Origin of the sequence: Priestia koreensis (assembly GCF_022646885.1) — a bacterium.
GTDB classification, from domain to species: domain Bacteria; phylum Bacillota; class Bacilli; order Bacillales; family Bacillaceae_H; genus Bacillus_AG; species Bacillus_AG koreensis_A.
Window position 1 is genome coordinate 2,861,421 of record NZ_CP061868.1, and the last position, 20,956, is coordinate 2,882,376.

30 protein-coding genes, 2 pseudogenes and 3 riboswitches are annotated in these 20,956 nt (G+C 40.1%); of the genes and pseudogenes, 12 read left to right on the forward strand and 20 right to left on the reverse strand.

The annotated features are described in order from the left end of the window. Positions 1-76: 76 nt before the first annotated feature. Positions 77-940: an aminoglycoside 6-adenylyltransferase gene (locus IE339_RS15055; protein ID WP_242168789.1), complete on the forward strand. Its 864-nt coding sequence runs from the start codon at positions 77-79 to the stop codon at positions 938-940. Positions 941-983: 43 nt separating this feature from the next. Here IE339_RS15055 and IE339_RS15060 read toward each other — a convergent pair whose 3' ends face one another. Continuing rightward, a complete protein-coding gene (locus IE339_RS15060; protein WP_242168791.1) occupies positions 984-1,673 on the reverse strand; it encodes a C40 family peptidase in 690 nt (229 codons plus the stop codon). 382 nt (positions 1,674-2,055) lie between these two features. On the opposite strand from IE339_RS15060, the gene IE339_RS15065 reads away from it, so the two are divergent. Continuing rightward, positions 2,056-2,301 carry a hypothetical protein gene (locus IE339_RS15065; RefSeq protein WP_242168793.1) on the forward strand — a complete coding sequence of 82 codons (246 nt, stop codon included), beginning with the start codon at positions 2,056-2,058 and terminating at the stop codon, positions 2,299-2,301. Positions 2,302-2,330: 29 nt separating this feature from the next. Here IE339_RS15065 and IE339_RS15070 read toward each other — a convergent pair whose 3' ends face one another. Then, on the reverse strand, positions 2,331-3,245 hold the full coding sequence (locus tag IE339_RS15070) for a glycine-rich domain-containing protein (RefSeq protein WP_242168795.1): 915 nt from the start codon (positions 3,243-3,245) through the stop codon (positions 2,331-2,333). A gap of 132 nt (positions 3,246-3,377) precedes the next feature. Between IE339_RS15070 and IE339_RS24820 the strand changes: the two are divergent. Then, positions 3,378-3,569 (forward strand): annotated as a pseudogene (locus tag IE339_RS24820) (gas vesicle protein); the annotation flags it as partial. A gap of 100 nt (positions 3,570-3,669) precedes the next feature. Here IE339_RS24820 and IE339_RS15080 read toward each other — a convergent pair. Both IE339_RS15080 and IE339_RS15085 read right to left on the reverse strand, forming a co-directional pair. Beyond that, the gene (locus IE339_RS15080; RefSeq protein ID WP_242168797.1) at positions 3,670-4,899 is read right to left on the reverse strand and encodes a CynX/NimT family MFS transporter; all 1,230 of its coding nucleotides are present in this window, start codon (positions 4,897-4,899) and stop codon (positions 3,670-3,672) included. Further along, the gene (locus IE339_RS15085) at positions 4,896-5,594 is read right to left on the reverse strand and encodes a FadR/GntR family transcriptional regulator (RefSeq protein ID WP_242168799.1); all 699 of its coding nucleotides are present in this window, start codon (positions 5,592-5,594) and stop codon (positions 4,896-4,898) included. Before IE339_RS15085 ends, IE339_RS15080 begins: the two co-directional genes overlap by 4 nt. 92 nt (positions 5,595-5,686) lie before the next feature. Between IE339_RS15085 and IE339_RS15090 the strand changes: the two genes are divergently transcribed. Further along, positions 5,687-5,914 carry a hypothetical protein gene (locus IE339_RS15090; RefSeq protein ID WP_242168800.1) on the forward strand — a complete coding sequence of 76 codons (228 nt, stop codon included), beginning with the start codon at positions 5,687-5,689 and terminating at the stop codon, positions 5,912-5,914. A gap of 72 nt (positions 5,915-5,986) precedes the next feature. Here IE339_RS15090 and IE339_RS15095 read toward each other — a convergent pair whose 3' ends face one another. Next, a complete protein-coding gene (locus IE339_RS15095; protein ID WP_242168802.1) occupies positions 5,987-6,457 on the reverse strand; it encodes a carboxymuconolactone decarboxylase family protein in 471 nt (156 codons plus the stop codon). Between the two features lie 122 nt (positions 6,458-6,579). Here IE339_RS15095 and IE339_RS15100 point away from each other — a divergent pair, with 122 nt between their 5' ends. From IE339_RS15100 to IE339_RS15110, 3 genes are all read left to right on the forward strand, one after another. Beyond that, positions 6,580-7,026, forward strand: a complete 447-nt coding sequence (locus IE339_RS15100; RefSeq protein ID WP_242168804.1) for an Lrp/AsnC family transcriptional regulator — start codon at positions 6,580-6,582, stop codon at positions 7,024-7,026. Between the two features lie 55 nt (positions 7,027-7,081). Beyond that, complete coding sequence (locus IE339_RS15105; protein ID WP_053401289.1) at positions 7,082-7,336, forward strand: hypothetical protein; 255 nt, start codon at positions 7,082-7,084, stop codon at positions 7,334-7,336. Between the two features lie 227 nt (positions 7,337-7,563). Then, entirely contained in the window at positions 7,564-7,995 is a 432-nt protein-coding gene (locus IE339_RS15110) for a DUF559 domain-containing protein (protein ID WP_242168806.1), read from the forward strand. A 31-nt stretch (positions 7,996-8,026) separates the two neighbouring features. On the opposite strand, the gene IE339_RS15115 is transcribed toward IE339_RS15110, so the two are convergent. The 11 genes and pseudogenes from IE339_RS15115 to IE339_RS15160 form a co-directional block, all read right to left on the reverse strand. Further along, positions 8,027-8,974: a ring-cleaving dioxygenase gene (locus IE339_RS15115; RefSeq protein ID WP_242168808.1), complete on the reverse strand. Its 948-nt coding sequence runs from the start codon at positions 8,972-8,974 to the stop codon at positions 8,027-8,029. Positions 8,975-9,217: 243 nt separating this feature from the next. Continuing rightward, positions 9,218-9,517, reverse strand: a complete 300-nt coding sequence (locus IE339_RS15120) for a hypothetical protein (protein ID WP_242168810.1) — start codon at positions 9,515-9,517, stop codon at positions 9,218-9,220. A 32-nt stretch (positions 9,518-9,549) separates the two neighbouring features. Further along, entirely contained in the window at positions 9,550-9,960 is a 411-nt protein-coding gene (locus tag IE339_RS15125) for a hypothetical protein (protein ID WP_242168812.1), read from the reverse strand. Between the two features lie 90 nt (positions 9,961-10,050). Next, a riboswitch (cyclic di-AMP (ydaO/yuaA leader) is annotated at positions 10,051-10,192 on the reverse strand. Continuing rightward, positions 10,190-10,327, reverse strand: a complete 138-nt coding sequence (locus IE339_RS15130) for a hypothetical protein (RefSeq protein ID WP_157052697.1) — start codon at positions 10,325-10,327, stop codon at positions 10,190-10,192. (Overlaps the previous riboswitch by 3 nt.) Positions 10,328-10,408: 81 nt before the next feature. Beyond that, positions 10,409-10,551, reverse strand: a riboswitch (cyclic di-AMP (ydaO/yuaA leader). Between the two features lie 140 nt (positions 10,552-10,691). Continuing rightward, positions 10,692-10,787 (reverse strand): annotated as a pseudogene (locus IE339_RS15135) (histidine phosphatase family protein); the annotation flags it as partial. A gap of 13 nt (positions 10,788-10,800) precedes the next feature. Further along, entirely contained in the window at positions 10,801-11,520 is a 720-nt protein-coding gene (locus IE339_RS15140) for a ZIP family metal transporter (RefSeq protein ID WP_242176212.1), read from the reverse strand. 79 nt (positions 11,521-11,599) lie between these two features. Continuing rightward, positions 11,600-11,761 (reverse strand): alpha/beta fold hydrolase, encoded by a 162-nt coding sequence (locus IE339_RS15145; RefSeq protein ID WP_242168814.1) that lies wholly within the window; start codon positions 11,759-11,761, stop codon positions 11,600-11,602. A gap of 64 nt (positions 11,762-11,825) precedes the next feature. After that, the gene (gene yidC, locus IE339_RS15150; RefSeq protein ID WP_242168816.1) at positions 11,826-12,587 is read right to left on the reverse strand and encodes a membrane protein insertase YidC; all 762 of its coding nucleotides are present in this window, start codon (positions 12,585-12,587) and stop codon (positions 11,826-11,828) included. A gap of 29 nt (positions 12,588-12,616) precedes the next feature. Further along, positions 12,617-12,898, reverse strand: a complete 282-nt coding sequence (locus tag IE339_RS15155) for a hypothetical protein (protein ID WP_242168818.1) — start codon at positions 12,896-12,898, stop codon at positions 12,617-12,619. A 114-nt stretch (positions 12,899-13,012) separates the two neighbouring features. Then, positions 13,013-13,147 carry a hypothetical protein gene (locus IE339_RS24695; protein ID WP_277933912.1) on the reverse strand — a complete coding sequence of 45 codons (135 nt, stop codon included), beginning with the start codon at positions 13,145-13,147 and terminating at the stop codon, positions 13,013-13,015. Positions 13,148-13,241: 94 nt separating this feature from the next. Then, the gene (locus IE339_RS15160; RefSeq protein WP_242168820.1) at positions 13,242-14,168 is read right to left on the reverse strand and encodes an endonuclease I family protein; all 927 of its coding nucleotides are present in this window, start codon (positions 14,166-14,168) and stop codon (positions 13,242-13,244) included. A gap of 137 nt (positions 14,169-14,305) precedes the next feature. On the opposite strand from IE339_RS15160, the gene IE339_RS15165 reads away from it, so the two are divergent. Continuing rightward, complete coding sequence (locus tag IE339_RS15165; RefSeq protein ID WP_242168822.1) at positions 14,306-15,133, forward strand: 5'-nucleotidase, lipoprotein e(P4) family; 828 nt, start codon at positions 14,306-14,308, stop codon at positions 15,131-15,133. Positions 15,134-15,179: 46 nt separating this feature from the next. On the opposite strand, the gene IE339_RS15170 is transcribed toward IE339_RS15165, so the two are convergent. Both IE339_RS15170 and IE339_RS15175 read right to left on the reverse strand, forming a co-directional pair. After that, the gene (locus IE339_RS15170) at positions 15,180-15,914 is read right to left on the reverse strand and encodes a YwaF family protein (protein WP_242168824.1); all 735 of its coding nucleotides are present in this window, start codon (positions 15,912-15,914) and stop codon (positions 15,180-15,182) included. Positions 15,915-16,471: 557 nt separating this feature from the next. Further along, complete coding sequence (locus IE339_RS15175) at positions 16,472-16,963, reverse strand: QueT transporter family protein (RefSeq protein WP_242168826.1); 492 nt, start codon at positions 16,961-16,963, stop codon at positions 16,472-16,474. Between the two features lie 7 nt (positions 16,964-16,970). Next, positions 16,971-17,015, reverse strand: a riboswitch (PreQ1 riboswitch). A 224-nt stretch (positions 17,016-17,239) separates the two neighbouring features. Here IE339_RS15175 and IE339_RS15180 point away from each other — a divergent pair. Beyond that, entirely contained in the window at positions 17,240-17,500 is a 261-nt protein-coding gene (locus IE339_RS15180; RefSeq protein ID WP_242176213.1) for a DUF3243 domain-containing protein, read from the forward strand. A gap of 72 nt (positions 17,501-17,572) precedes the next feature. Here IE339_RS15180 and IE339_RS15185 read toward each other — a convergent pair whose 3' ends face one another. After that, positions 17,573-17,953 (reverse strand): YkvA family protein, encoded by a 381-nt coding sequence (locus IE339_RS15185; RefSeq protein ID WP_242168828.1) that lies wholly within the window; start codon positions 17,951-17,953, stop codon positions 17,573-17,575. Between the two features lie 201 nt (positions 17,954-18,154). Here IE339_RS15185 and IE339_RS15190 point away from each other — a divergent pair, with 201 nt between their 5' ends. The 3 genes from IE339_RS15190 to IE339_RS15200 are packed head-to-tail and all read left to right on the forward strand — an operon-like array spanning position 18,155 to position 20,361. Continuing rightward, complete coding sequence (locus tag IE339_RS15190) at positions 18,155-18,682, forward strand: sigma-70 family RNA polymerase sigma factor (RefSeq protein ID WP_242168830.1); 528 nt, start codon at positions 18,155-18,157, stop codon at positions 18,680-18,682. Then, positions 18,682-19,086 (forward strand): PadR family transcriptional regulator, encoded by a 405-nt coding sequence (locus IE339_RS15195; RefSeq protein WP_242168831.1) that lies wholly within the window; start codon positions 18,682-18,684, stop codon positions 19,084-19,086. The genes IE339_RS15190 and IE339_RS15195 overlap by 1 nt, the downstream gene beginning before the upstream one ends. A 9-nt stretch (positions 19,087-19,095) precedes the next feature. Then, a complete protein-coding gene (locus IE339_RS15200; RefSeq protein ID WP_242168833.1) occupies positions 19,096-20,361 on the forward strand; it encodes an FtsW/RodA/SpoVE family cell cycle protein in 1,266 nt (421 codons plus the stop codon). 72 nt (positions 20,362-20,433) lie between these two features. Here the strand turns inward: IE339_RS15200 and IE339_RS15205 are convergent, their stop codons facing one another. Then, positions 20,434-20,898, reverse strand: coding sequence for an NUDIX hydrolase (locus IE339_RS15205; protein WP_242168835.1), 465 nt, complete (start codon positions 20,896-20,898; stop codon positions 20,434-20,436). Positions 20,899-20,956 lie beyond the last annotated feature (58 nt).

Sequence of the window (20,956 nt, forward strand, 5' to 3'; positions counted from 1 at the left end):
TTTAACATAAATATCCATTTATTGATTTTTGATATAATGAACCAACGTCAAAAAGAAAGAAAACGGAGGAATGAAAATGAGATCAGAAAAGGACATGCTTCACCTTATTTTAAACGTCGCTCAAAGAGATAATCGCATACGAGCGGTCATCATGAATGGATCTCGCGTGAATTCTGCTGTAAGAAAAGACCCTTTTCAGGATTATGACATTATTTACATCGTGAAAGATCTGGACTTATTCATACAGGATCACAGCTGGGTGGATGTGTTTGGAGAGCGGATGATTATGCAACTTCCTGATGATACTGGTGCGCTAACGTATGATCGCTTTGCCTATTTAATGCAGTTTAAAGATGGGAATCGAATTGATCTCACGCTACTTTCAGCGACAAAGCGAGAAGTCATTTACACCGATAGCCTGTCCGTTGTTTTGCTTGATAAAGATACACAATTTTCACCACTTCTACCCCCGTCGAACAAAAGCTATTGGGTCCAACCTCCGACAGAAACACATTTTAGAGAATGTTGCAATGAATTTTGGTGGTGTATGCCATATGTAGCCAAGGGGTTATGGCGAAATGAAATAACCTATGCGAAAAACATACTCGAACACCCTCTTCGAAATATGCTTCATCTGATGCTGGATTGGTACGTAGGCCTAGGCACTAATTTCCAAGTGAGTACAGGAAAAAGCGGGAAGCACCTGCAACAGTATCTAGCTCCTGACGTATGGGAGCAAGTGCTCAAAACCTATTCAGATGCAGAGGCTCTTCGCACATGGCAAGCGGTCTTTACGATGTGTGATCTATTTTCATCTCTTGCTAGAAAGGTGGGCGCTCATTTTTCATTTTTCTACAATGAGGAGGAAGAGAAAAACGTACTTGCACATCTACGATACGTAAGCAACCTTTCTAGTCGTGCCGAGGAATTGTATCCATAAAAAATAGCCGCTCTATCATAGAGGCGGCTATTTGATATCTATTTTATTTCGTAATGATATGCTTCGCACCAAGGTAGCGTGGACTCCAGTAGCTAGACGTTAGGTCTGCAACAGAGATCCCTTTTGAAGATGATGCGTGAATAAATTTGTTGTCTCCTAAGTAGATGCCTGCATGTGAAGGACCTGCTTTGTACGTTTCAAAGAATACGATGTCCCCACGCTGTGGTTCACTTACAGATGTACCTTGTTTGTGAATGTCAGCAACCGTACGAGGAAGATCTTGTCCAAGTGCTTTGTTGAACACATATACTAAGAAGCCACTGCAGTCGAATCCTGAAGGCGATTCTCCGCCCCATTTATATGAAATGCCGGAATACTTCTTCGCTTCGTTAATTAATTCATCGGCTGAAGCAGATGTCGAAATACCAGCAACCTTACTATTGCTTTTAACAGTAGTTAATGCCTGATATGTACGTTTACCCATAACGCCGTCTTTTTTCAATCCAGCGTCCTTTTGGAGCTTCATAACAGATTTTTTTATGTCAACATTGTAGAAATTCGTTGTGTGTTTTGCTTTGTAATACCCTTTATTAATAAGCTTCTTTTGAAGCTGTTTTACCTCTGGTCCAATATCTCCGTGCCTCAACGTGTCATTGCTCTCAGCTGCATGACTGAACAATGGTTGACTAGCGAGCACGCCTGTAAAAGCTAGTGTTGCGATTAATTTCTTCATCCTGTCTTCCTCCTTGTTCGGTTTGTTTTATTAACACTACACAACCCTAACACGGAAAGATAACAGGCGAATGATAGCACGATTACAGTTCGTTTACAAAACCAAAAAAATGACCTTTTTTCAATGTAATATCCTCCTGTAAAGGACATACTTGGACAGATAAGAAAGATCTTCTTTTTTCTTTCCCTCATTTTGGATTTGTGAACGTTTATTGAACCTTCAGGCAAACGGTTTGATTTGGCAGAGTTTTTTCTTGTTTTTATGGACATAAATATGTTGTAATCATATATGTAGTCATTACCTTATACCACAATGATACTGTTGATAAACAAAAGATATACATCGTACTTCGTGACGAGAGGAGGAAGCATAGAAACGTTCTATGCGCCATCACATGAAAACAGAAGATCAAGAACAAAAATCAAGCAATTTAACGTTTTGGATGATTTGTATTGTCCCTACAATCGGTGCGATTGTTGTAGCACTCGTTGCCTTCTTATTACCGGCAGCTCCTGGTGAAGGGCCCCGTGATATGGGACCACCAGCACCAAAAATTCCGCATGAGCAAAAAAGCGATTCTAATTCGACAGGCTATCACTACACGCCATCACAACATCAGCAAGCATAAAAAAAGACGCGAAACCGCGTCTTTTTTGTTTAGGAAGAAGAACCGCATGAAGAGCTGCTACACGAGCTTCCAGAGCTACAGGAGTGGCTACTACAAGAATGACCGCTACAGGAGTGATGATGATCATGGTGATGGGTAGAAGTGTGAGAGGGCAAATGATCATTCATACGTTCGCAATATTGATCATTGGTCGAACACGTGTCAGAGTAAAAAATCATTAGTGGAATCATCGTATTTGGATCTGTGTCTTGGAAATAGTTTGACCTCTTTTTATAGTCTCCACCTTTAACGTGTTGAATGTCATATTGCAGCTTCGGAATCAGTAAATCAATCACGTTAGCGGCTTCTTCACTTGTATGTGTTTGAAAATACGTTTCTTTTAATTCATCGTGACTAAGCTCATTAAAATTCTCAATAATAATTTTTGATAGAGGTTGTTGAAAAAAGCGTCCATATGTACGATGTGTTCCTTCATTCGTTAAAAATAGGCGCCCATACACCCATTCAAAAAACGCTCTTTCTTCAGTCGTGTTCCCTACTGATGGTGCATGATGAATCATGTTTCCTTTGTAATCCTCACAAAAGCGCTCATATTCTCTTGTAAACATCAGCATAGCGTGCCAAATTTCGTCTACCTTTTCACTATACATGGGTACTTCCTTTAAAATTGTGCTGAGCAAGAAAAATCGCTTCAGCTCCATTTCATAATAGTCGTAGTCTTCCTCCCTGATTTGTCCTTCACCAATCACTCTTTTTTTCACATGAGCAGCATATGATTCAGGCATAGCATTTTCCAAGTGAGAAAGCAGTTCTTCTAATCCTAAGTCACTCCGAATACCTGCTCGTTCGTAAACGGTATACGAAAAGGAAGATTTTCTATTTTTAATTGCCCTTCCTATCAAAAAGGCAGCAACTATACTAACAGCGATTATGATAATTTCCATAATTTCCTTCTTTCCTTTCTTTCATTATAGCTCCTTTGTCTCTCTAGATGAAGAAAAAATCCATTTTGTATAAACCATCTGAAAATGCACACGTTGGTGGTAAAGACGTCGTACTGAAGATCGGCGTAACACATCTTAAGTCTTGGCGAAGACATTGTCCGTATTTTAGATAAGGGTGTTGTCATTACTGGGGATGTTCGGATATTTATCGGGGATGTCGAACTACTTACGGTTTAAATCCGCCTCTGACTTGCTTCAATTGATAAAGCGAGAGAAAGTGGGATGGATCGGTGGGAAACAGTTCCATACTATAAGCTAAAAGGCAACGCCCATTCATTCTCATTGGCAAGTTAACCGAAAAGGTAGAACATTCACTTTTCCACCCAAGGAAGACATAATAAAAAGGCGGTATCGTAACCGCCTTTTAGCTTTCAATTGTTTTATTACGTCCTGCTCCAATGCCGCAAAGTAAAATAAGCGCTGATGCGACAACAAGCATATAAAGAGGAGCTGTCCAGCTGTGGGTCGTATCGTGTAAAAGACCAAATAGCGTTGGCCCCACTGCCGCCAGAAGATACCCGATGGACTGCGCCATTCCTGATAAGCTTGCTGCTTCTCCTGCAGTCGTCGTGCGCATTCCGAAAAACATCATACTAAGGCTAAACGCAGAGCCCCCTGCAACCCCAAGAAGAATCACCCATAAGACGGTTAAGCTTGTTGAACCATACAGTAAGCCTAGAATGGCAATCACAAATAATCCTCCGCTTGCAGCAGCTAATCCACTTTGGCTTTTCATTTTCCCTGCAAAAACAGGAATTAAAAACGTGACTGGAAGAACAGCGAATTGTAGTAATGAAAGCGTCCATCCAGCAGCACTTGAGCTCAGTCCCTGTTCAATGAGAATTTCAGGAAGCCACGCTACAATCGTGTAAAAAATCAGTGATTGTAGCCCCATAAAGAACGTAACCTGCCAAGCAAGGCCAGAGCGCAGCAAATTCCCTTCTGACTTAGCTGATTTTTTGACAATTTGCGGTTTCACTCTTTTCCTCATTTGTGGCATCCATACTAAAATGGATACGAATGAAATAACGACCCAATAGCCTAGTGCCCCGATCCAACCCCATCCAAGGTTGCTCGCAAGTGGAACGCTTAAACCAGATGCAACAGCAGCACATAGGTTCATGGCAACCGAATACACGCCTGTCATTAAACCAATTTTGTGAGGGAATTCCTTCTTTATAATGCTTGGAAGCAATACATTTCCGATCGCAATGGCAAGACCAAGCATAATCGTTCCGACAAATAACGTGAGCGTACCTGATAACGAGCGTAAAATAACTCCTACAGTAAGAACTAGTAATGAAACAAAAAGAACGGTCTCCATCCCAAAACGCTTTGCAAGCCTTGGTGCAAATGGAGAAACGAGCGCAAAAGCAAGTAACGGAACGGTTGTAATCGTTCCAGCTAACGTATTCGATATGTGAAGGTTATCTCGAATGAGTCCTACAAGAGGTCCTACAGATGTAATCGGAGCCCGTAAGTTCATCGCAATGAAAATAATTCCTAATATAAGAAGCCATGTACCAGCTTTAGGAGCCACTTTTCGTTCTGACTCTGTGTAGAGCTGTTCGTCTAATTTTCTCTCTGCATTCATGATCGTTCCTCCCATCTTTGTTCGACTTCTTTCATATATTGCTTAATATACGCATTAACGGCCTCTACCGCTTGATCCGCATCCTTTTCAATAATGGCCTCCACCATTTGATGATGCGTTTCTTGGTAAATATCTGACTGAGGCGTAATTTCCATCAGGCTGTTAACAGAAAGTTGAATCGCCTCCATCATATTTTCGTAAAGTTCAATTAAAATGCCATTGTGAGTCGCTTCTGCAATCGCGAGATGAAGGTTCAAATCCGCACGAACATACCCTTCCATGTCACCATCAGCGGCTGCTTTTTCACAAGCATTCAGATGAGATGAAATACGTTCAACATCTTCATCTGTTCGCCGATGCGCGGCTAAAAGAGCCGCTTGATACTCAAGCGCATGACGCACCTCTAGCGTTTCGACAAGTGTGGATTGACGAATACGCTTAATTAAGACCGCTCCGAGAACACTTGATGAGCATACATGCGTTCCGTCCCCTTGACGAGTTTTAAGAAGCCCAGCGTGAACGAGCGCACGTATCGCCTCACGAAGCGTATTTCGACTTACACCTAGCTCTTCCATCAAAACCGGTTCAGGTGGGATCTTCGTTCCGACGGGCCACTTTCCAGACTCAATTAATTCTTCTATTTGCAGTACGACTTGTTCGACAAGTGATAAACGATTGGTTTTATGTAAGTTCATGTTTTTCTCCTTAAACGTAGGATGATTTGATCATTGGTACTATATCACAAAAAAAAGAGAGTTGTAAATAGATGAGGAAAGGAGAACATACGTTGCGTAAGAAGAACGGAAAAAATGGACAAAAAAATAGAAGCACAGTTATCTCGCACCGTACTTCCCAACTTCTTCTATATATTATGGGGGGACATAATATCGTAAAAATTGAAGATACCTTTATTATCCACGATTTCCCTAAAAAATCTATAGTTCTAGGGACTTTCTCAAATCGCTTTTTTTCCCCTGTCAGATTCTCTGACTTTATCTCTATTTTAGAAAAATAAATAGTTATAATCACCTATGCTCATTTGTAAACTAAGTCTTTTTATAGACTTTCTTTATTTTCATGCTTTGTTTTACCTTAAGGAGCAAAAATCGTACAAGTCTAGGCTGACGATAATTTTATGAAAACCATCAAATAAATTAATAACGGCAAGCAGCTCCATAATCTGTTCATTAGACCATGTACCTGTTAAGCTCTCTATTTCTTGATCTGTTACTTTACGTGGTGCCGTGCGATAGGTGTGAATAAACGAAAACAGCGACTGATCAAAAGCAGATAACGAGGTGAAGTCACCTGACTGGATCGCAGATTGAATTTGTTCATTTAACGTATAGTCATCTACATATGAGAGGCTCATGCAGGTTGCACAGCCGTTCACATTCGCTAGGTACACGCGAACTTTCTCCTTCGTTTCCTTTGTTAAAAGCATTGAACTCCAGAGATCCTCATAGAGTTGATCATACATCTTTTTAACATTTGGTACGAGTGATAGCGCATTTTCAAAATTTGTTCCTTCTGCTGCTGGTAGTTGAATTCTTGGCATCTTTTCTTCCCTTCCTTTCTATTTTATAATAGAAGAAAAATAGGAGAATTCACATTTCATCTAATATGTATTTCTTCTGTTTTCTTATCATTTAAAACAAAATTTGGAGGAATACGATTCGAATGAAAATTGATGATATTGACCGTTTAATTTTACAGCATCTACAGGTTGATGCCCGTGTTTCCATGCGTGAACTGGCTAAGAAAGTAAATTTGTCTGCTCCGTCCGTAACTGAACGAGTAAAGAGACTTGAATCAGCAGGTATTATTGAAGAATATACGATCAAACTAAATAAGAAAAAGCTTGGACTTCCCGTTGCATGTATTGTAGAATTGACCATAAAAAACGGCCAGTACCCTCGCTTTCAACAATTCATAGCGGAGTATCCATATGCAGAGTTTTGCTATCGTATCGCCGGGCAGGCGTGTTATGTACTTAAACTGCAGTTACCGGACTTATCGATGCTAGAATCGTTTATTAACGACGTAATGCCGCTAGCAACCACCGTTTCTCATGTGGTATTATCAGAAGTGAAAATAAAGAATATTCTACCTTCTGAACAAAGTTAAAGCCAAATGATGTTCATTAGGGTAGAGAATGAAGCTATAGAAGTTAGGTGTAAGGATGATTCGTTTATCTGCATTATTATCGTTTAGTTTATTTTTTATTGGAATCAGCGTTTTCTCTAAGTATATTTACTACAAGCCGAGCAACTTTTATTACATAACGCTTTTATTAATGATCGTATTTTTTCAGTTTTTAGCAGAATGGTTGCTGAGCTTAATTCACAAGGAAGAGGCGAGAATACCTGCTCTTATAGGTGTAATTGGTGTAGGAGTGGTCTTAAGTGTAACGGTTACTATTTTGTTAAATACATAATTCGATTCTTGTGCTCCGCGCTTAAAGAAATCCTCTTGTTGAAGAGGATTTTTTTTCGTTGTATCGAAAGAAGTAGTCAAGAGATGTATCATGTTTTCAAAAACTGTTCATATATTTGTTAAAAAACATTCGCAAAATGTTCACAAGTTTTTGTTCTTTTTCAAAAAAATGGGCATACTACGTTTACTCTCGTATGTAACAAAAAAAACGAAAAGTGAGTGTGAAACATGGATCATGATCTTATGCTCGTCCTTTTATTCATGGGTTCTATTTGGTTAACGATCTTGATAATTATGTATTATCTATACGGTCCGCCTTCCCTTCGCAAACGGCCTGCGTATACAGCACCTATCGCACTTTCAGCACCTCGTCGTCCTCTAGCTCAAAAACTATCACAGGCTCTAACTATTAGCGGCTACCGGGTGCGGACAAATGAGCCGTTTGGTCCGTACGTCATCAGTCTCGTTATTCCTCAATATAAAATTGCCATTGACCTCATGGAAAATCCATTTTCTCGCTCTTCGTGGGAAATGATGAAGGTAAAGAAAAAGAAACACTTTTTTCAATGCAAAGGCTGGACGCTGTTGCATGTGAGTGAACATCAGCTTAATCGAGAGCTTGGAAAAGTGATTAAAAAAATTCAGCGAGAAATCAGCTAATGAAAAAAGACTGCTATAGGGCAGTCTTTTTTCATTCTTTCTCTAATTCCTTAACCGTGATCGGAATTAGCGCTTCCTCAATTTTCTCGCGTTGCTCTTCATACCATTCTGGAAGCATCAGCTTTTCACCTAGCTTTTCTACCTGTTCATCAATTGAGAATCCAGGAGGATCAGTCGCAATTTCAAACAGAATATTCCCATGCTCTTTAAAGTAAATGGCGTTGAAGTAATTTCTGTCTTTTACTGGAGTCACATGATAGCCGCTATTCGTGACGTGTTCTCTCCACTTCTCATGCTCAGCATTATCTTGTGCTCGCCAAGCGATGTGATGAACGGTACCCGCACCTGCAAGACCACGAACGGTTTCATCTGTTTGAATGTCAATGATATTTCCAATCGTTGCTTCTGACTGAAAGCGAATGATCCCATTCTCTTCCCCGATTCGTGTTAAACCTAATACGTGCTCTAATAAATGAGCTGTTTCGTTTGGTTTAGCTGACAGCAAAGTCGCTCCACCAAAACCTTTGATCGCAACGCTTGGCGTCACGCTACCAAAGCTCCACGTGCTGTTCTCTCCGCCTTCTCTTGCTACAATCTCTAAGCGCAAACCATGTGGATCTTCAAATGATAGTATGTCTTCGTTAAAACGCACTTCCTCCTTAACAGCTACCTCAAATGTTTCTAAGCGCTCTTTCCAAAAAGGCAACGAACCCGTGGGAACAACAAACGTTGTGACCCCTACTTGGCCCGTTCCAATTCGACCGCTGATCGCTTTTGGCCAAGGAAAGAAGGTCATGATCGTTCCTGGTGTCCCCGCTTCGTCTCCGAAGTAAAGATGATAGGTGCCTGGATCGTCAAAATTAATCGTTTTTTTTATCATTCTAAGTCCTAATATCCCTGCGTAAAAATCAACATTTTCTTGTGGATGACCGACAATGGCTGAAATGTGGTGAATGCCAGCTGTACGCATATTCTCCACTCCTTTTTTATTTGTTAATTATCTTTAAATAAATTATTTTTAATTAAAGATAATTATATGAAACGGTGAGCCAAACGTCAAGAGATCCGTATAAATAAAAAAAATGGACCACTGAGCGTCTGCTCAGTGCCCCACTATAGCTTACCGAATAATGACGAATCCTTTAAGGTTTCGTACACCCATCATAGCACAACAATTTTTAAAATTCAATTATTTTACATCTTTGTATAAAATCACAATACGTTAGGCATAAACCTTTATGGATGAGCATCGCTTAACTTCTTTTCTCTCTATTTTTTGCGCAATTAAGCAGCACGTTTTTCTTTCGCTGTACTTGTCAACGACCTTTCGAAAGGCTTTTCGCGAAGCATTCGGGCTTATCAGTTGATCTGAATAAGATAATTGACTTAGCCAAACGAACCGATTGGAAACGTCTTCTTCCTTTTCTTTTGGAAACGCGGTGCTAATGTTGTGCAGCAGCCCGTATAAATTCAAGCAAACGAGGCTCGCTCGAATAATCGTATTAATCGCATTCTCTTTCATGTACGAATTCCCTTTCCTTCTGCTCAAGGTGTTTACGAGTAAGCTCGCTGCCTGAGAAGGAATGGAAATTGATTATAGTTGGTCATCATCACATAGTGAATACCCATCAGTTCATAAAATTTAAAAGGGTAGTATTTATTCTTGGTAATGAGCATAATCGGTGCCTGAACGCTCATTTTTACCCTCTCAATGGTATCTATAATGGACAGTACCACATCGTCAATAATAATGACTTGGCGAATGCGTCTATTGTGAGGGATATAAGTGTCCTCATGCCCTAACAAAATAACGTCTTCCATCCACATATCATGCAATTGCTGTTTGACCTCTGGATTGTTTGTAACCACTACATGATAGTCATCAAACAAGTAGTCCACAATGCTTTCTAGTTTTTCAGGATTTTGTATACAGATCATTATCCAAGATACTTCGTGTACCATCATCGTTTCTCCCTCTTGTCTATACAGTGCGTAGAAACGAGAAAAAGGCCTCGACAAATACATTTTCGAGTCATCACAAAATAAACGTGATGGTCTACCTCTCACTACGCTTACGGAGTTAGCTGTCGGATTCGGGCCATAAGAGTAGCCCTACCTCAAAAAAGGATTCACCCCAAGTGTTACATACACAAAATCATGGGTCCCCCGCTCTGTATGGATTCAGCGTTTTTCTTTATTTAGAATTGTTGTTTTTTATAAAACCTGCCATATTCATTTTCTTTGTGTACCAATTCGCTAGCTGGTGTGCTTGCTGATCCTTTGCTGCTAGCTGCTCAATGATTTTAACGTCCTGCACGGATAAATAGCTCATGCTCTCGCTCCTTTTACAAATTTTTCCATTTAATAATCAAAAAAGGAACAAGGCGACTACCTTGTTTTTTTCAAAAAGGTCACCTTCTCTCACCACGCTTACGGAGTTAGCTGTCGGATTCGGGTCATAAGAGTAACCCTACCTCAAAAAAAGGATTCACCCCAAGTGTTATTCACACAAAAATGGGTCCCCCGCTTCTAAAAAGAACTCAGCGCTCAGGCTTTATTGAATTATGAATGTAATATTACTCCTGTTAAAAATTGCTGTCAATCCCTATTTTTATCTTTTTATTTAGTCGGTTAAAACTCGCTGTATCGTCACTAGATTCTGCCTAGAAAAGGTAAGCTTATATAAATCTGGCATGCGCATCAGCTAATCCTTTTTTGGAAAGCGGTCTCTCACGCTCATCAGGAGTGTACGTTGAATGAGCGTGTCTGACAAAGTAAATCGTGGTGTTCACTGTGTTTCCCTCCCTATTTTAAACATTCAATCATGATAATCATACTAAGCAAGCCCCCGACAAACGAAAAAGTAGCAGACCTAGCGTTACCATCTCCATGACTTTCAGGGATTAACTCCTTGTAGACAACAAAAAGCATTGAGCCCGCCGCAAACGCTAGCCCATAAGGTACGATCCCTAAAAATTGATCTGATAACTGAAGGCCAATGTAAGAGGAAGAAAGCTCAATAACTGCCGTAAATGCACTAAGCGCAATTGCTTTTTGCTTTGGGACTCCGTTCATGACTAAAAACAAGCAGATTAGAAATCCTTCGGGTATATTTTGTAGACCAATGGAAAAGGAAACTAAATTTCCAAGCTCTGATAACGGACTCGAATAGCTAATTCCGACAGAAATGCCCTCAGGAATGTTATGAATGGCCATTGAGGCAATCACGAGAAGAGGTCCTGCTGCTCTGGCTGATTGGGCACTGTGATCCAAATCGGCATGAGGCAGGCAGCTTTCTAGTAAAGTAAGAGCCACTGTTCCTAGTAAAATTCCACACGTCAGCACAAATATATTAGATAGCTTTAACGTAGATGGAATAAGCGCATACGTCGAGGCGGCCACCATAATTCCGGCACTATAAGCTAATAGATTATCTTTTATACGGTGTGATACATTGCGAAATAAAAGTGCTGGTAGCGCACCTAAGACTGTACAAAGCGAACTAAATAGAATCCCTATATTCATATCCACGTCTCATATATCCACCTTTATCGCGTATTTCTATGAATATATGTAGTGAATGAAGAAGAAAGAAGGACAGGTTTTAAGAAGAAGTCATTTGTTTGGCAATAGCCTCATTATTCAAGAACCAGAGTCGAGATCCTGGCGTGCCGTGCAATAAAAGCAGCGGAACTCCTGCTGGGTCGCCGTAAATCGTATAAGCAAGCGCTCTTCCATCTTTTAACCTCATCACATAATCTTTCATTTTTAGAATTATCTCCTTTCTCATAAGAAAGGATTGCCCTCTCTATAGGGGGCAATCCTTCTCTTCAAGCAGCGGTAAGCGCATGCTTCCCAAACCATTTTTTTAGTATCATACTCTGAACAATCATAAATAGATTTCCTGTTATCCAGTAGAGAACCAATCCCGCAGGTGAAAAGGATCCAAAGATGAGGATCATAGCAGATGATAGGAATTGCGTAAGCCGCCCAGCTGGCACACTGCTTCCATTTTGACCTTGCTGCATCATTTTCGTCTGCACAAACGTTAACCCAGCTGCAAGCAATGGGAAAACAAAATAGGGATCGGCGTGACCAAGGTTCAACCATAGAAAAGAGGATGAACCTATTTCATCAACTCCCCGAATGGCATAATAGACAATTGAGAAAATAGGTAGCTGTACGAGAAGAGGCAAGCATCCGAGTAGTGGATTTGCGCCGTTCTCTTTCATCAGTTCAGCCAGCTCTTGCTGATAGTTTAGCTGACTCTCTTTGTCACTTCCGGTGTATTTTTCTTTTAGTTCCTGCACTTTGGGCCGTATGTTCTTTGTATTTAGCTGACTCTTATACTGCACAACATTCAGTGGAGAAAGAAGCGTTCGAACACCAAGTGTAAACAACATAATGGAGAATCCAATGCTATGATGAAACCACGCATTTCCCATGTAAATAATGAGTAGAGTGATTGGATAAATGACGTGTTCACTCCAAAGCCCTCCGTTAGAATTCCCGCTAATAGATACTGGGGCACAGCCAGTTAACAATAAAAGAATAGCAAGCATAATCAATAGCATTTTTCGATTTGTAAACATGTACATTCCTCCCGTATTTTCTCTTTTTTTTAAGAAAATACGAGAATATGCGGTCCCTCGTCATCTTGTTCACCAATTGCTTCTTGCCTATGTACTGTAAAGACGAATCTATGTTTATAGTACAGACAGGCAACAAAATGATGAACAAGGATGAGGCTTTTATTACGTACGAGATATACATCTCTTTGCTGAATACGAACGTGCTTTTGCACCGTTTTAAGTGCGGATGTCTTAAGAAGCGCATGCAAAAAGATTGATGCAGTAACAGCAAAGAGGATATAAAACCATACATCTGGTGCAAAAAACTCCAAGTCATCACGTCCTTTTTGTCATTATACCATATTTTTCTTTTTTATTCTTTTACTGGTAGATGACGATAATCAAAAAAGAAAACTTCCTGCACGGAAGTTTTCTCACGGTTTCTGTTAACGATCTTTTAACTCTTGGATGTTCAGGTTACTCTTAATAGATTTAACATACCAGTTGGCTTTCATGTGCTCCTTCTGTTCCCTTTTTGCTTTGTCCTCTAGCTGCTCCACATCTTGCCTTGATAACATCATTTTATTAACCGTCACCCCATTTGTTTATTAGATCGCCGCAAAAAAAGGCAACCCTCATAGAGTGAACTACCCTCTTCTTGTGTGTCAAAACATCTTACCATTCAATTTTGTCTGTTAATTCAGGAAAATCAATAAAAGGATTGCGATTTCCTTGAATAGCATAAATCGCCTGATTACGATGTTTCTCATAGCGTGAGACAGGAAATTCGTTATGCCAGCGAATCAGAAGCGTACGATCAATTTGATGGTAAAATTCGTTTTGTATGTCTTCAGGATAGCGAATCAGAAAATAAAGAGTGGCGCGTGCGACAATTCCCTTTCCGTATTCGGGCTCAAAAAAGTTTCCTTCTTGTTTCCCACAGGCATCGCGAATACCTGCTACGGATCGTTCAGGGGTGTACTCCGCAAAATCATGATACGGATGGTTGCTGCGCATTGAATTGCAGCGAGGCTCACATGTAAAGAGATGGTGAAGATCACCTTTCATCGGTTCTTGCTTTCGAAACCATGACTGTGGAACAACGTGCTCGCAGTTGTATTTTAGCTTTTGTTCCATTTCGGTAATAGTATGTGGAGGAAGTTCGTTAAAGGAGTAAGTTTCAGCCATCTTTCGTTTTTCGAGCGCTACCTGGTAGTCATGCTTAATGGCTTCTTCTGGTTCTTGCTCTTTTCCGGCATAGATGCTTTTTAGCATGCCGTTTTCCTGCAAGTCAACCCATGGGTAAAGGTGCTTGCTTGTGCTCTCGTGATACGGAATTTGATGAAAATGAGTTCTTTTGACTAGCTCATGAAGGGCTTGATATAGTTCATGGCCGTCCTGTTCAAAGGAAAGCGTTTGATAATAAGCTTCTTTCGCCTCTTTGTCTTCTGATTCATCAAAATAATGAGTTGGATTCTCCTGTATCCTCCGTTTATGCTCTTCTGCTTGAAGGAGCGCATCGTGAAAAGCTAAATCCCAAGCGACTAAATCACTTCTTAACGCTTCTGAAATGGATAAATGATTCGACCAACGTTTGTTCATCTCTATCCCTCCTTTTTTCTATATCATTCGACAGCTCTAAACAAATTCCCTTTCCTATTCGTCAAAGAACGTTGGATAAATTTCAAAAATAGGAACAATCTACTAATAGATACTTTATGATTTTAGGAGGTTATACAATGCAAAATCTATTTAAACGTGCAGTACCTGCCATAGGAGCTGTTGCACTCTCCCTCGTGATGAGCGGATGCACCCTACAGTCAGAAGCGAAAAAAATAAATCTCGATACTCACTATGAATTAACGAATCAGCAAATCATGGCTGATGCATGGTATCAAACAGCTGCTGAAACAAGAGCCCTCTATTACCAAGGGTATAATATCGGAACGCTTCGATTAGAAGAAGCACTCAAAAAAGGCACAAAAAAGAAACCTGCTGTCGTACTAGATTTAGATGAAACCGTCTTAGATAACAGTCCATATCAAGCATCTGCTGTTAAAACGGGAAAGCTTTTTCCATACAACTGGGATAAATGGGTACAACAAGCAGAGGCAAAGGCACTGCCTGGTGCGATTGACTTTTTAAATCGTGCCAATAAAAGTGGCGTCGACATTTACTATATCTCTAATCGTGGGGCGGATCAGCTCGACGCAACGCTTAAAAACTTAAAAATGGTTGGCGCACCTCAGGCTGTAAGAGAACACGTGTTACTTCAGCAACCAAATCAGCCTGGTAAAGAGCCTCGTCGTAAAGAAGTGATGAAAGGTCACGACATCCTCCTCTACTTTGGGGATAACCTGTCTGATTTTAGCGGCTTTGATCACCAAAGCGTCACTCAGCGAAATTGGAATGCGGATGCCATGCATGCGCTGTTTGGGCAAAAGCTAATTGTGTTCCCTAATCCAATGTACGGAGATTGGGAAGGAGCACTCTATGACTATGACTACTCAAAGTCTGACCTAGCTAAATCCAAGCTTCGAAAAGATGCTCTTCGTTATTTTGAATAAGTAAAAAGAGACCTCGGCGCTGCTTTGCGCGGGTCTCTTTCTTTTTTTAAGCCTGTTCAGGACGGACAATTTTAGCTGTACTGCGCTGACGAAATAAAATCCACAGCAGCGCAAAAATAAAAAAGGCGACCCCTTCGAGCGATAAAATGTACCATGGGTACGGACCTAAAAGATCCAGTAGGCTCCCATGCCCTGGCTTTCGGCTTAAGAACATATAATTACCTTTAAACAGATGATTAATATACATTATAAACGGAAGCAAAATGTTTAAGAATAACATCGTTTTGGCAAGCGCTCGGAACGTCGGTCTGTAGCCTCGGACCCACGTAAAATACAGCGAGCTCGTAATAATGATGATGTGCGTGTAAAAGAAATGAAAATAGCGAAAGTGCGGAAACGAATAGTATAATTCCGGCGTTAAAATAGCCTGAAGCGCTCCCCCGATACCAATAAAAAACACAATGTCGTAAATAAGCTTACTGCGCGTAAACAGCAAGATAACAGTAAGCCACAGGCTAATGCTGCATAATTCGAGCGGCAAGGAATGCGCAAGCTTCCAGTCCTTAATATGTACGAGCCACAAATTGTAGAGAATTTCCATTGAAGCTAGGCTAAGCGCAAAGGCGATTTCAATCTTTTTTAAATGTGATGATCGTTTTAGATATCCTCTTATGAGCCATAACAAAACAATCATCAGCAGAAGAGCACCAATCGCAAACCAATGTGCCGTTGAATATGCGTAAAACGTATGGTTTTCATGTGTTGCGCCAAAAAACGTCATGCGCTGACCAACCTCTCCCTAGAATGTAAAAGCTCTTATAGGCGTAACGGTTTTAACAACATATCTCGCATGTTGAACGCTCCCATTCTTTTCCTAGAGCTTACAACGTTACACTTTATCACAAATTCCACTATTCATGACAAAATAATGAAAACTTTACAATTATTTTAACTGATGACCTCGTTTTTTTACAATGGTTCTTTTTAATAGAAGGTGCAATGCGGAAATTAAGGCGAATTGGGGGAATTTATTCAGATGACAAAATGCTGGCTTTTATTAGGTGTAAATCACTCGTTTACTCGCTATCATGAAGGAAAAATGACTGGTTCTCGTGATCATCACACGCATAGGAACCATGTTAGCCAAGAAAAACCGTTTCTCACAGCTCATTCCCTGTACGAACATTCCCCATTTATCTGGTCAACCGTTGTTCCACACACATCTATCAACATACATATCACGATGAAAAGGCCACTTTCAAAAACATCTGTTCATGATCACCTTTCGCTCCTATGGAAACCTCCAAATAAAAAAACGCTGGCGCATCCCAGCGTTTTTCAGTCTTCAATTAACGTATCAAGGCGTGTCTTTTTATGAATAGCCATCATAATAGGCATACCAACAGCCATTACGACAAACTCACCCACTGCTGCAGTTCCCCATGAGTAAAAGAACGGCAAATTGAGCGCAAGCTTCAGCTCAAATGCGATGATAAACATCGTCACTGTAAATACAATTGTATTAATCCACATACGCTTCCACAGACTCTTAATAAAGCGAGCGGTAAAAATAGTAATAACGAGGCCAATGATTGACTGTGCCACACCAAATACAATGTCATATGGCATCATAGGCGAGAAAAAGAGATTAGACAAAAAGACGCCGAGTACAACTCCATAAATGTATTTCTTGTTAAAGACAACAAGGTGGTTAAATATTTCCGGTACGCGGAACTGTATACTTAAAAAACCGATGGGCTGTATAATCAAAGATACAACGATATAGAGAGCGGCAAATAGTCCGTTAATGGTTAAGGTTTTAATTTTCATCTAGTTGTTCTCCTTAGTTTTTTTACGTGGGATGGTTACGAACCACGCCGTGCACAAACACCTAGAGAATCATACAGAAAAATGTCCTAGCCGTCAATGGTAGAGTGACCCTTCTCTTTAGAATGGTTCTTTTTCCAGCGCTCATTCAATTTAATGCTTAGATCTTTTACATAGAAATGTTTTCCTTTTAGACGCGTGGGTATGTATGTCGTGAAGCATACTTTTAAGGAGGTTTTCAAAGTGGCAAATACGGATGTTGAGCAAAAGGTTGCACAAATGGATTCTGAAAAAAAAGAACGCATTTTACAAGATTTCGATGAATTCAAACGCTATTTAGGTGACAAAGTACACAAGGGTGAAAGGCTCGGTTTAAGCGAAGAGCAACTGGCGAAGGCAACTGAAAAGGTAGCGAATTATCTAGCGGCACACGAAGAACCTCGTAATGCAGAAGAGAATTTGCTTCATGAATTATGGAAAGTAGGAGACAAGGAACATCAGCACGCGCTCGCTCATATGCTTGTAAGACTTGTACAATAAGTAACACCACATACATCGTGAACGAAAAAGGTGCTCAGAGATATGTCTCTAAGCATCTTTTTCGTTCGGAACCTATTTCACAAGTTTGTAAACGGTGACAGAAAACCACAGAGCAAAAAGCGCCCACAGTGCGAGAATGATTGTCCCCACCACCCAATTTTTCGGTTTGCCGTTTTTCATCATCTCGTTGGCTTTTTTCTCGCAGTCTGCTAGCACAGCTTGTGGGATCATTTTTAACGCTAGTATAATACCCAGCGGAACAAAAACAAGATCATCTAAATACCCAATGATCGGGATAAAATCTGGTATGAGATCGATCGGGCTAAACGCATAAGCAACCACACCTGCCGTAAATAACTTGGCGTACAAAGGCACACGGCCATCTTTGTACGCGAAATAAAGGATAAAAAGATACTGTTTTAATTTCTTTGCCCACAGCTTAATACGTTTCATAAAGCGTTCTCCCCTTGCAACAATGTAATCATTACTTTTACTATATCACCACACCTTCCATACACTTCTAATTTTTTTATAATTTCTTTCACACATTGCAACCGTATTTTTTCGTTACAATAAATTTTTCTATTTTTTTACGATTTTATAAAACTTTTTTCTACAAGCGTCGTCTATATTTATTGCAAGGAGGTGCACCCCGTGCAGGAAGTTTTATCAGAAGCATTTGAAACAGAAGACAAGGAACTTTTAATAGATGAAATTATGAATCAGTATGGACAAGATATTTTACGCCTCGTTTATTCGTACGTACGAAATAAAGAAGTAGCGGAAGACCTTACCCAAGATATCTTTGTGAAGTGCTACAAGTCCCTCCATACCTATACTGGTAAAGCAAAAATTCGCACTTGGCTGTGGCGAATTGCGATTAATCATTGCAAGGATTACTTAAAAAGCTGGCACTATAAACATATGGTGACCGTAGAAACAGAAAAGATTGACCGACCTACTCATACGACCGAGCAGGTCATTATTCAACAGGAAGAAGATGAGGAATTAATTCAGGCCATTATGTCCCTCCCACTCCTCTATCGTGAAGTAATCTACTTATTTTATTATGAGGATTTAGCGATTAAGGAAATTGCTCAAATCACAGGCATCGGCACGAACACCGTAAAAACGAGACTTAGACGAGCAAAGGCTCTATTAAAAGAGCAATTGGAGGAATAATGATGGAGAATCGTTTAAAAAAATTGAAGAAATCAATCGATCACTCAGAATACAGTAAATTAACCTTTACAAATGAGCACAAACGAAACGTCATGAATCGAATTCGTCAAACGGAAGAACGTGATGAGGATATTCTACTTGCCGTTCTTCAATTACTTGCGGAACCAAAAACCGGTTTTGAACTTACACAGCGCTTACGAAGTCGCGGGATTAAAAAGTTTGAGGAAGACGAAGGAGCTCTATATACGCTTTTACACTCCATTGAACTAAAAAATTGGGTTGGAGCGACATGGAACGATCAAAAGCAAAAAGAATACTACCTTCAATCAAAAGGAAAAAAGATCGTAAAGAAAGCCGAGCATCCAACAAAAGCACTAAACCTCATGGCTTTACTAGAAAGGTAGGACGTACGCATGAGTGTTAACCGCCGTTCATTTTTACAAGAGGTAAAATCTCAGCTATCATCCAAAGAAGCGAAATTAAAAATTGAAGCAGAACTGGATGATCACCTCCTCCGTACAAAACAGAGCTGGATCGAGAAAGGATTAGAAGAACAAGAAGCAGAAACAAAAGCCGTGCTACAAATGGGAAGCCCTACTTTACTAGGGAAACAGCTGAATAAATTACACCGTCCGAAAGTAGACTGGCTGCTGATTGGTCTGTTGCTTACGATTTTATCCTTTGGTTTATTATCTCTTTTCACGCTCAGTCGCTTCGGGTATAGTGGCTTTTCATTTTCGAAGGCAGTGGTTTCCGTCATTATAGGCTTATGTGTATCAATGATCATGATGTTCATTGATTACCGTAAAATTAGGCATCTCGGCTGGCTCTTTTATCTAGCTGGTGCAGGAATTTTAATCGTTATTCACTTCTTTTTTAACATCACGATTAACGCCCGAGCCTATTTATCCATCGCTTCATTTGCGATAGACAGTACAATGGCTATTCCATTTTTCCTTCTTGCTTGGGCATCCTTTTTTAGCTCTCAAACGTTTCGAATATGGAAATTTCTTTTGTTGTTTTTGTTATCTCTTTTCCTACTTCTTCAAAACAGTACGCTATCGATTATTTATTTGTACAGCGTAACCGTCTTTATCATGCTTTGGTGGAGTCCGTTCACGAAAAAAAGCGTGATCATGATCACTTTCTCAACGTTAGCACTTGTTGGAACGAGCAGCGTCATCTTATGGGGAAAGCTCATGATTTATCAAAAAATGCGCTTTTTGGCCTTTTTACATCCAGACGTTTATGATAACTCTACTCTTTTATTGGCTCATCGTCTGATTCGTGAGGCCGGTTGGTTTGGGCATGCCATCTCGAAAAGCGCCCTTTCGTCTCCACAAGCAGATCTTGTGTTCGTCAGCTTTACCTATATGTTCGGATGGATTTTAGCGGGAATTTTAGTTCTCTTAATGATCCTTTTGACCATTCGGATGTTTTACGTGCTACCCCGCATTCAGGACTCGTACGGAAAACGACTTCTCGCAGGCGCAGCCGCGCTTTACACCATTCAGCTGTTAAGCAACCTTGGCATGGTCGTAGGATTTTTCCCTATTATCACACTAGCCCTGCCGTTTATTAGTTATGGACTAACCCCTATGCTGTTAAATAGTTTTCTTATCGGGATTGCGCTTAGCGTTTACAGAAGAAAAGATCTGCATATTGATTATGCTAAATAGCAAAAGCACAAATTATATACAAAAGGCTTGGGAAGCTCCCCAAGCCTTTTTCCTCTAACATCTTATTCGTTATCATACGATTTTTCGATACATTTTTAACACCGTTTTAAATATAGCTACTTTCATAGGAGAGACACGTATTGACGCTTTGGTTATAATGTGTTTATCTCGCAAAAAATTTTTAATTTGTTTTCTTCTGTTAGGAATGATCATAATAGGTAGATTTTTAGGACTAAACCACCCTACTCCGCTTGTTTCAACACCCTCTTTGATTGGTTGTCCACCGTGTACTTCACCTAGGAATATGTGTTGAACATCATCATATTGGGGCTGATCGTATTCACCGATTTTCCGTGTGATTGTAATGGTATACCCTGTTTCTTCTTCTACTTCCCTTGTAGCACAGTTTTCCAATTGTTCATTTTCTTCTAACATACCACCTGGTAAATCCCAAAGAGGATAATCTTTTCGTTTCACTAACAGTATATGTCCTTCTTCATTTCTCACAATCGTGAAGCAACCTGAAGTTCTTGCCATATTCGTTACGACTCCTTTTAAAATCTATCGACAGTTGCATGTTATTTAAAGAGCAAAA

Excerpts from the sequence above, each read along its gene's own strand:
- IE339_RS15205 (WP_242168835.1), bottom strand. The coding sequence starts at position 20,898 with ATGGCAAGAACTTCAGGTTGCTTCACGATTGTGAGAAATGAAGAAGGA.
- IE339_RS15095 (WP_242168802.1), bottom strand. The coding sequence starts at position 6,457 with ATGCCAAGAATTCAACTACCAGCAGCAGAAGGAACAAATTTTGAAAAT.
- IE339_RS15200 (WP_242168833.1), top strand. The coding sequence starts at position 19,096 with ATGAGTGTTAACCGCCGTTCATTTTTACAAGAGGTAAAATCTCAGCTA.
- IE339_RS15125 (WP_242168812.1), bottom strand. The coding sequence starts at position 9,960 with ATGATGGTACACGAAGTATCTTGGATAATGATCTGTATACAAAATCCT.
- IE339_RS15085 (WP_242168799.1), bottom strand. The coding sequence starts at position 5,594 with ATGAACTTACATAAAACCAATCGTTTATCACTTGTCGAACAAGTCGTA.
- IE339_RS15110 (WP_242168806.1), top strand. The coding sequence starts at position 7,564 with ATGGATCATGATCTTATGCTCGTCCTTTTATTCATGGGTTCTATTTGG.
- IE339_RS15100 (WP_242168804.1), top strand. The coding sequence starts at position 6,580 with ATGAAAATTGATGATATTGACCGTTTAATTTTACAGCATCTACAGGTT.
- IE339_RS15140 (WP_242176212.1), bottom strand. The coding sequence starts at position 11,520 with ATGAATATAGGGATTCTATTTAGTTCGCTTTGTACAGTCTTAGGTGCG.
- IE339_RS15055 (WP_242168789.1), top strand. The coding sequence starts at position 77 with ATGAGATCAGAAAAGGACATGCTTCACCTTATTTTAAACGTCGCTCAA.
- IE339_RS15175 (WP_242168826.1), bottom strand. The coding sequence starts at position 16,963 with ATGAAAATTAAAACCTTAACCATTAACGGACTATTTGCCGCTCTCTAT.
- IE339_RS15165 (WP_242168822.1), top strand. The coding sequence starts at position 14,306 with ATGCAAAATCTATTTAAACGTGCAGTACCTGCCATAGGAGCTGTTGCA.
- IE339_RS15060 (WP_242168791.1), bottom strand. The coding sequence starts at position 1,673 with ATGAAGAAATTAATCGCAACACTAGCTTTTACAGGCGTGCTCGCTAGT.
- yidC (WP_242168816.1), bottom strand. The coding sequence starts at position 12,587 with ATGTTTACAAATCGAAAAATGCTATTGATTATGCTTGCTATTCTTTTA.
- IE339_RS24695 (WP_277933912.1), bottom strand. The coding sequence starts at position 13,147 with ATGATGTTATCAAGGCAAGATGTGGAGCAGCTAGAGGACAAAGCAAAA.
- IE339_RS15065 (WP_242168793.1), top strand. The coding sequence starts at position 2,056 with ATGCGCCATCACATGAAAACAGAAGATCAAGAACAAAAATCAAGCAAT.
- IE339_RS15160 (WP_242168820.1), bottom strand. The coding sequence starts at position 14,168 with ATGAACAAACGTTGGTCGAATCATTTATCCATTTCAGAAGCGTTAAGA.
- IE339_RS15180 (WP_242176213.1), top strand. The coding sequence starts at position 17,240 with ATGGATTCTGAAAAAAAAGAACGCATTTTACAAGATTTCGATGAATTC.
- IE339_RS15070 (WP_242168795.1), bottom strand. The coding sequence starts at position 3,245 with ATGGAAATTATCATAATCGCTGTTAGTATAGTTGCTGCCTTTTTGATA.
- IE339_RS15145 (WP_242168814.1), bottom strand. The coding sequence starts at position 11,761 with ATGAAAGATTATGTGATGAGGTTAAAAGATGGAAGAGCGCTTGCTTAT.
- IE339_RS15105 (WP_053401289.1), top strand. The coding sequence starts at position 7,082 with ATGATTCGTTTATCTGCATTATTATCGTTTAGTTTATTTTTTATTGGA.
- IE339_RS15120 (WP_242168810.1), bottom strand. The coding sequence starts at position 9,517 with ATGAAAGAGAATGCGATTAATACGATTATTCGAGCGAGCCTCGTTTGC.
- IE339_RS15195 (WP_242168831.1), top strand. The coding sequence starts at position 18,682 with ATGATGGAGAATCGTTTAAAAAAATTGAAGAAATCAATCGATCACTCA.
- IE339_RS15170 (WP_242168824.1), bottom strand. The coding sequence starts at position 15,914 with ATGACGTTTTTTGGCGCAACACATGAAAACCATACGTTTTACGCATAT.
- IE339_RS15185 (WP_242168828.1), bottom strand. The coding sequence starts at position 17,953 with ATGAAACGTATTAAGCTGTGGGCAAAGAAATTAAAACAGTATCTTTTT.
- IE339_RS15130 (WP_157052697.1), bottom strand. The coding sequence starts at position 10,327 with ATGAGCTATTTATCCGTGCAGGACGTTAAAATCATTGAGCAGCTAGCA.
- IE339_RS15080 (WP_242168797.1), bottom strand. The coding sequence starts at position 4,899 with ATGAATGCAGAGAGAAAATTAGACGAACAGCTCTACACAGAGTCAGAA.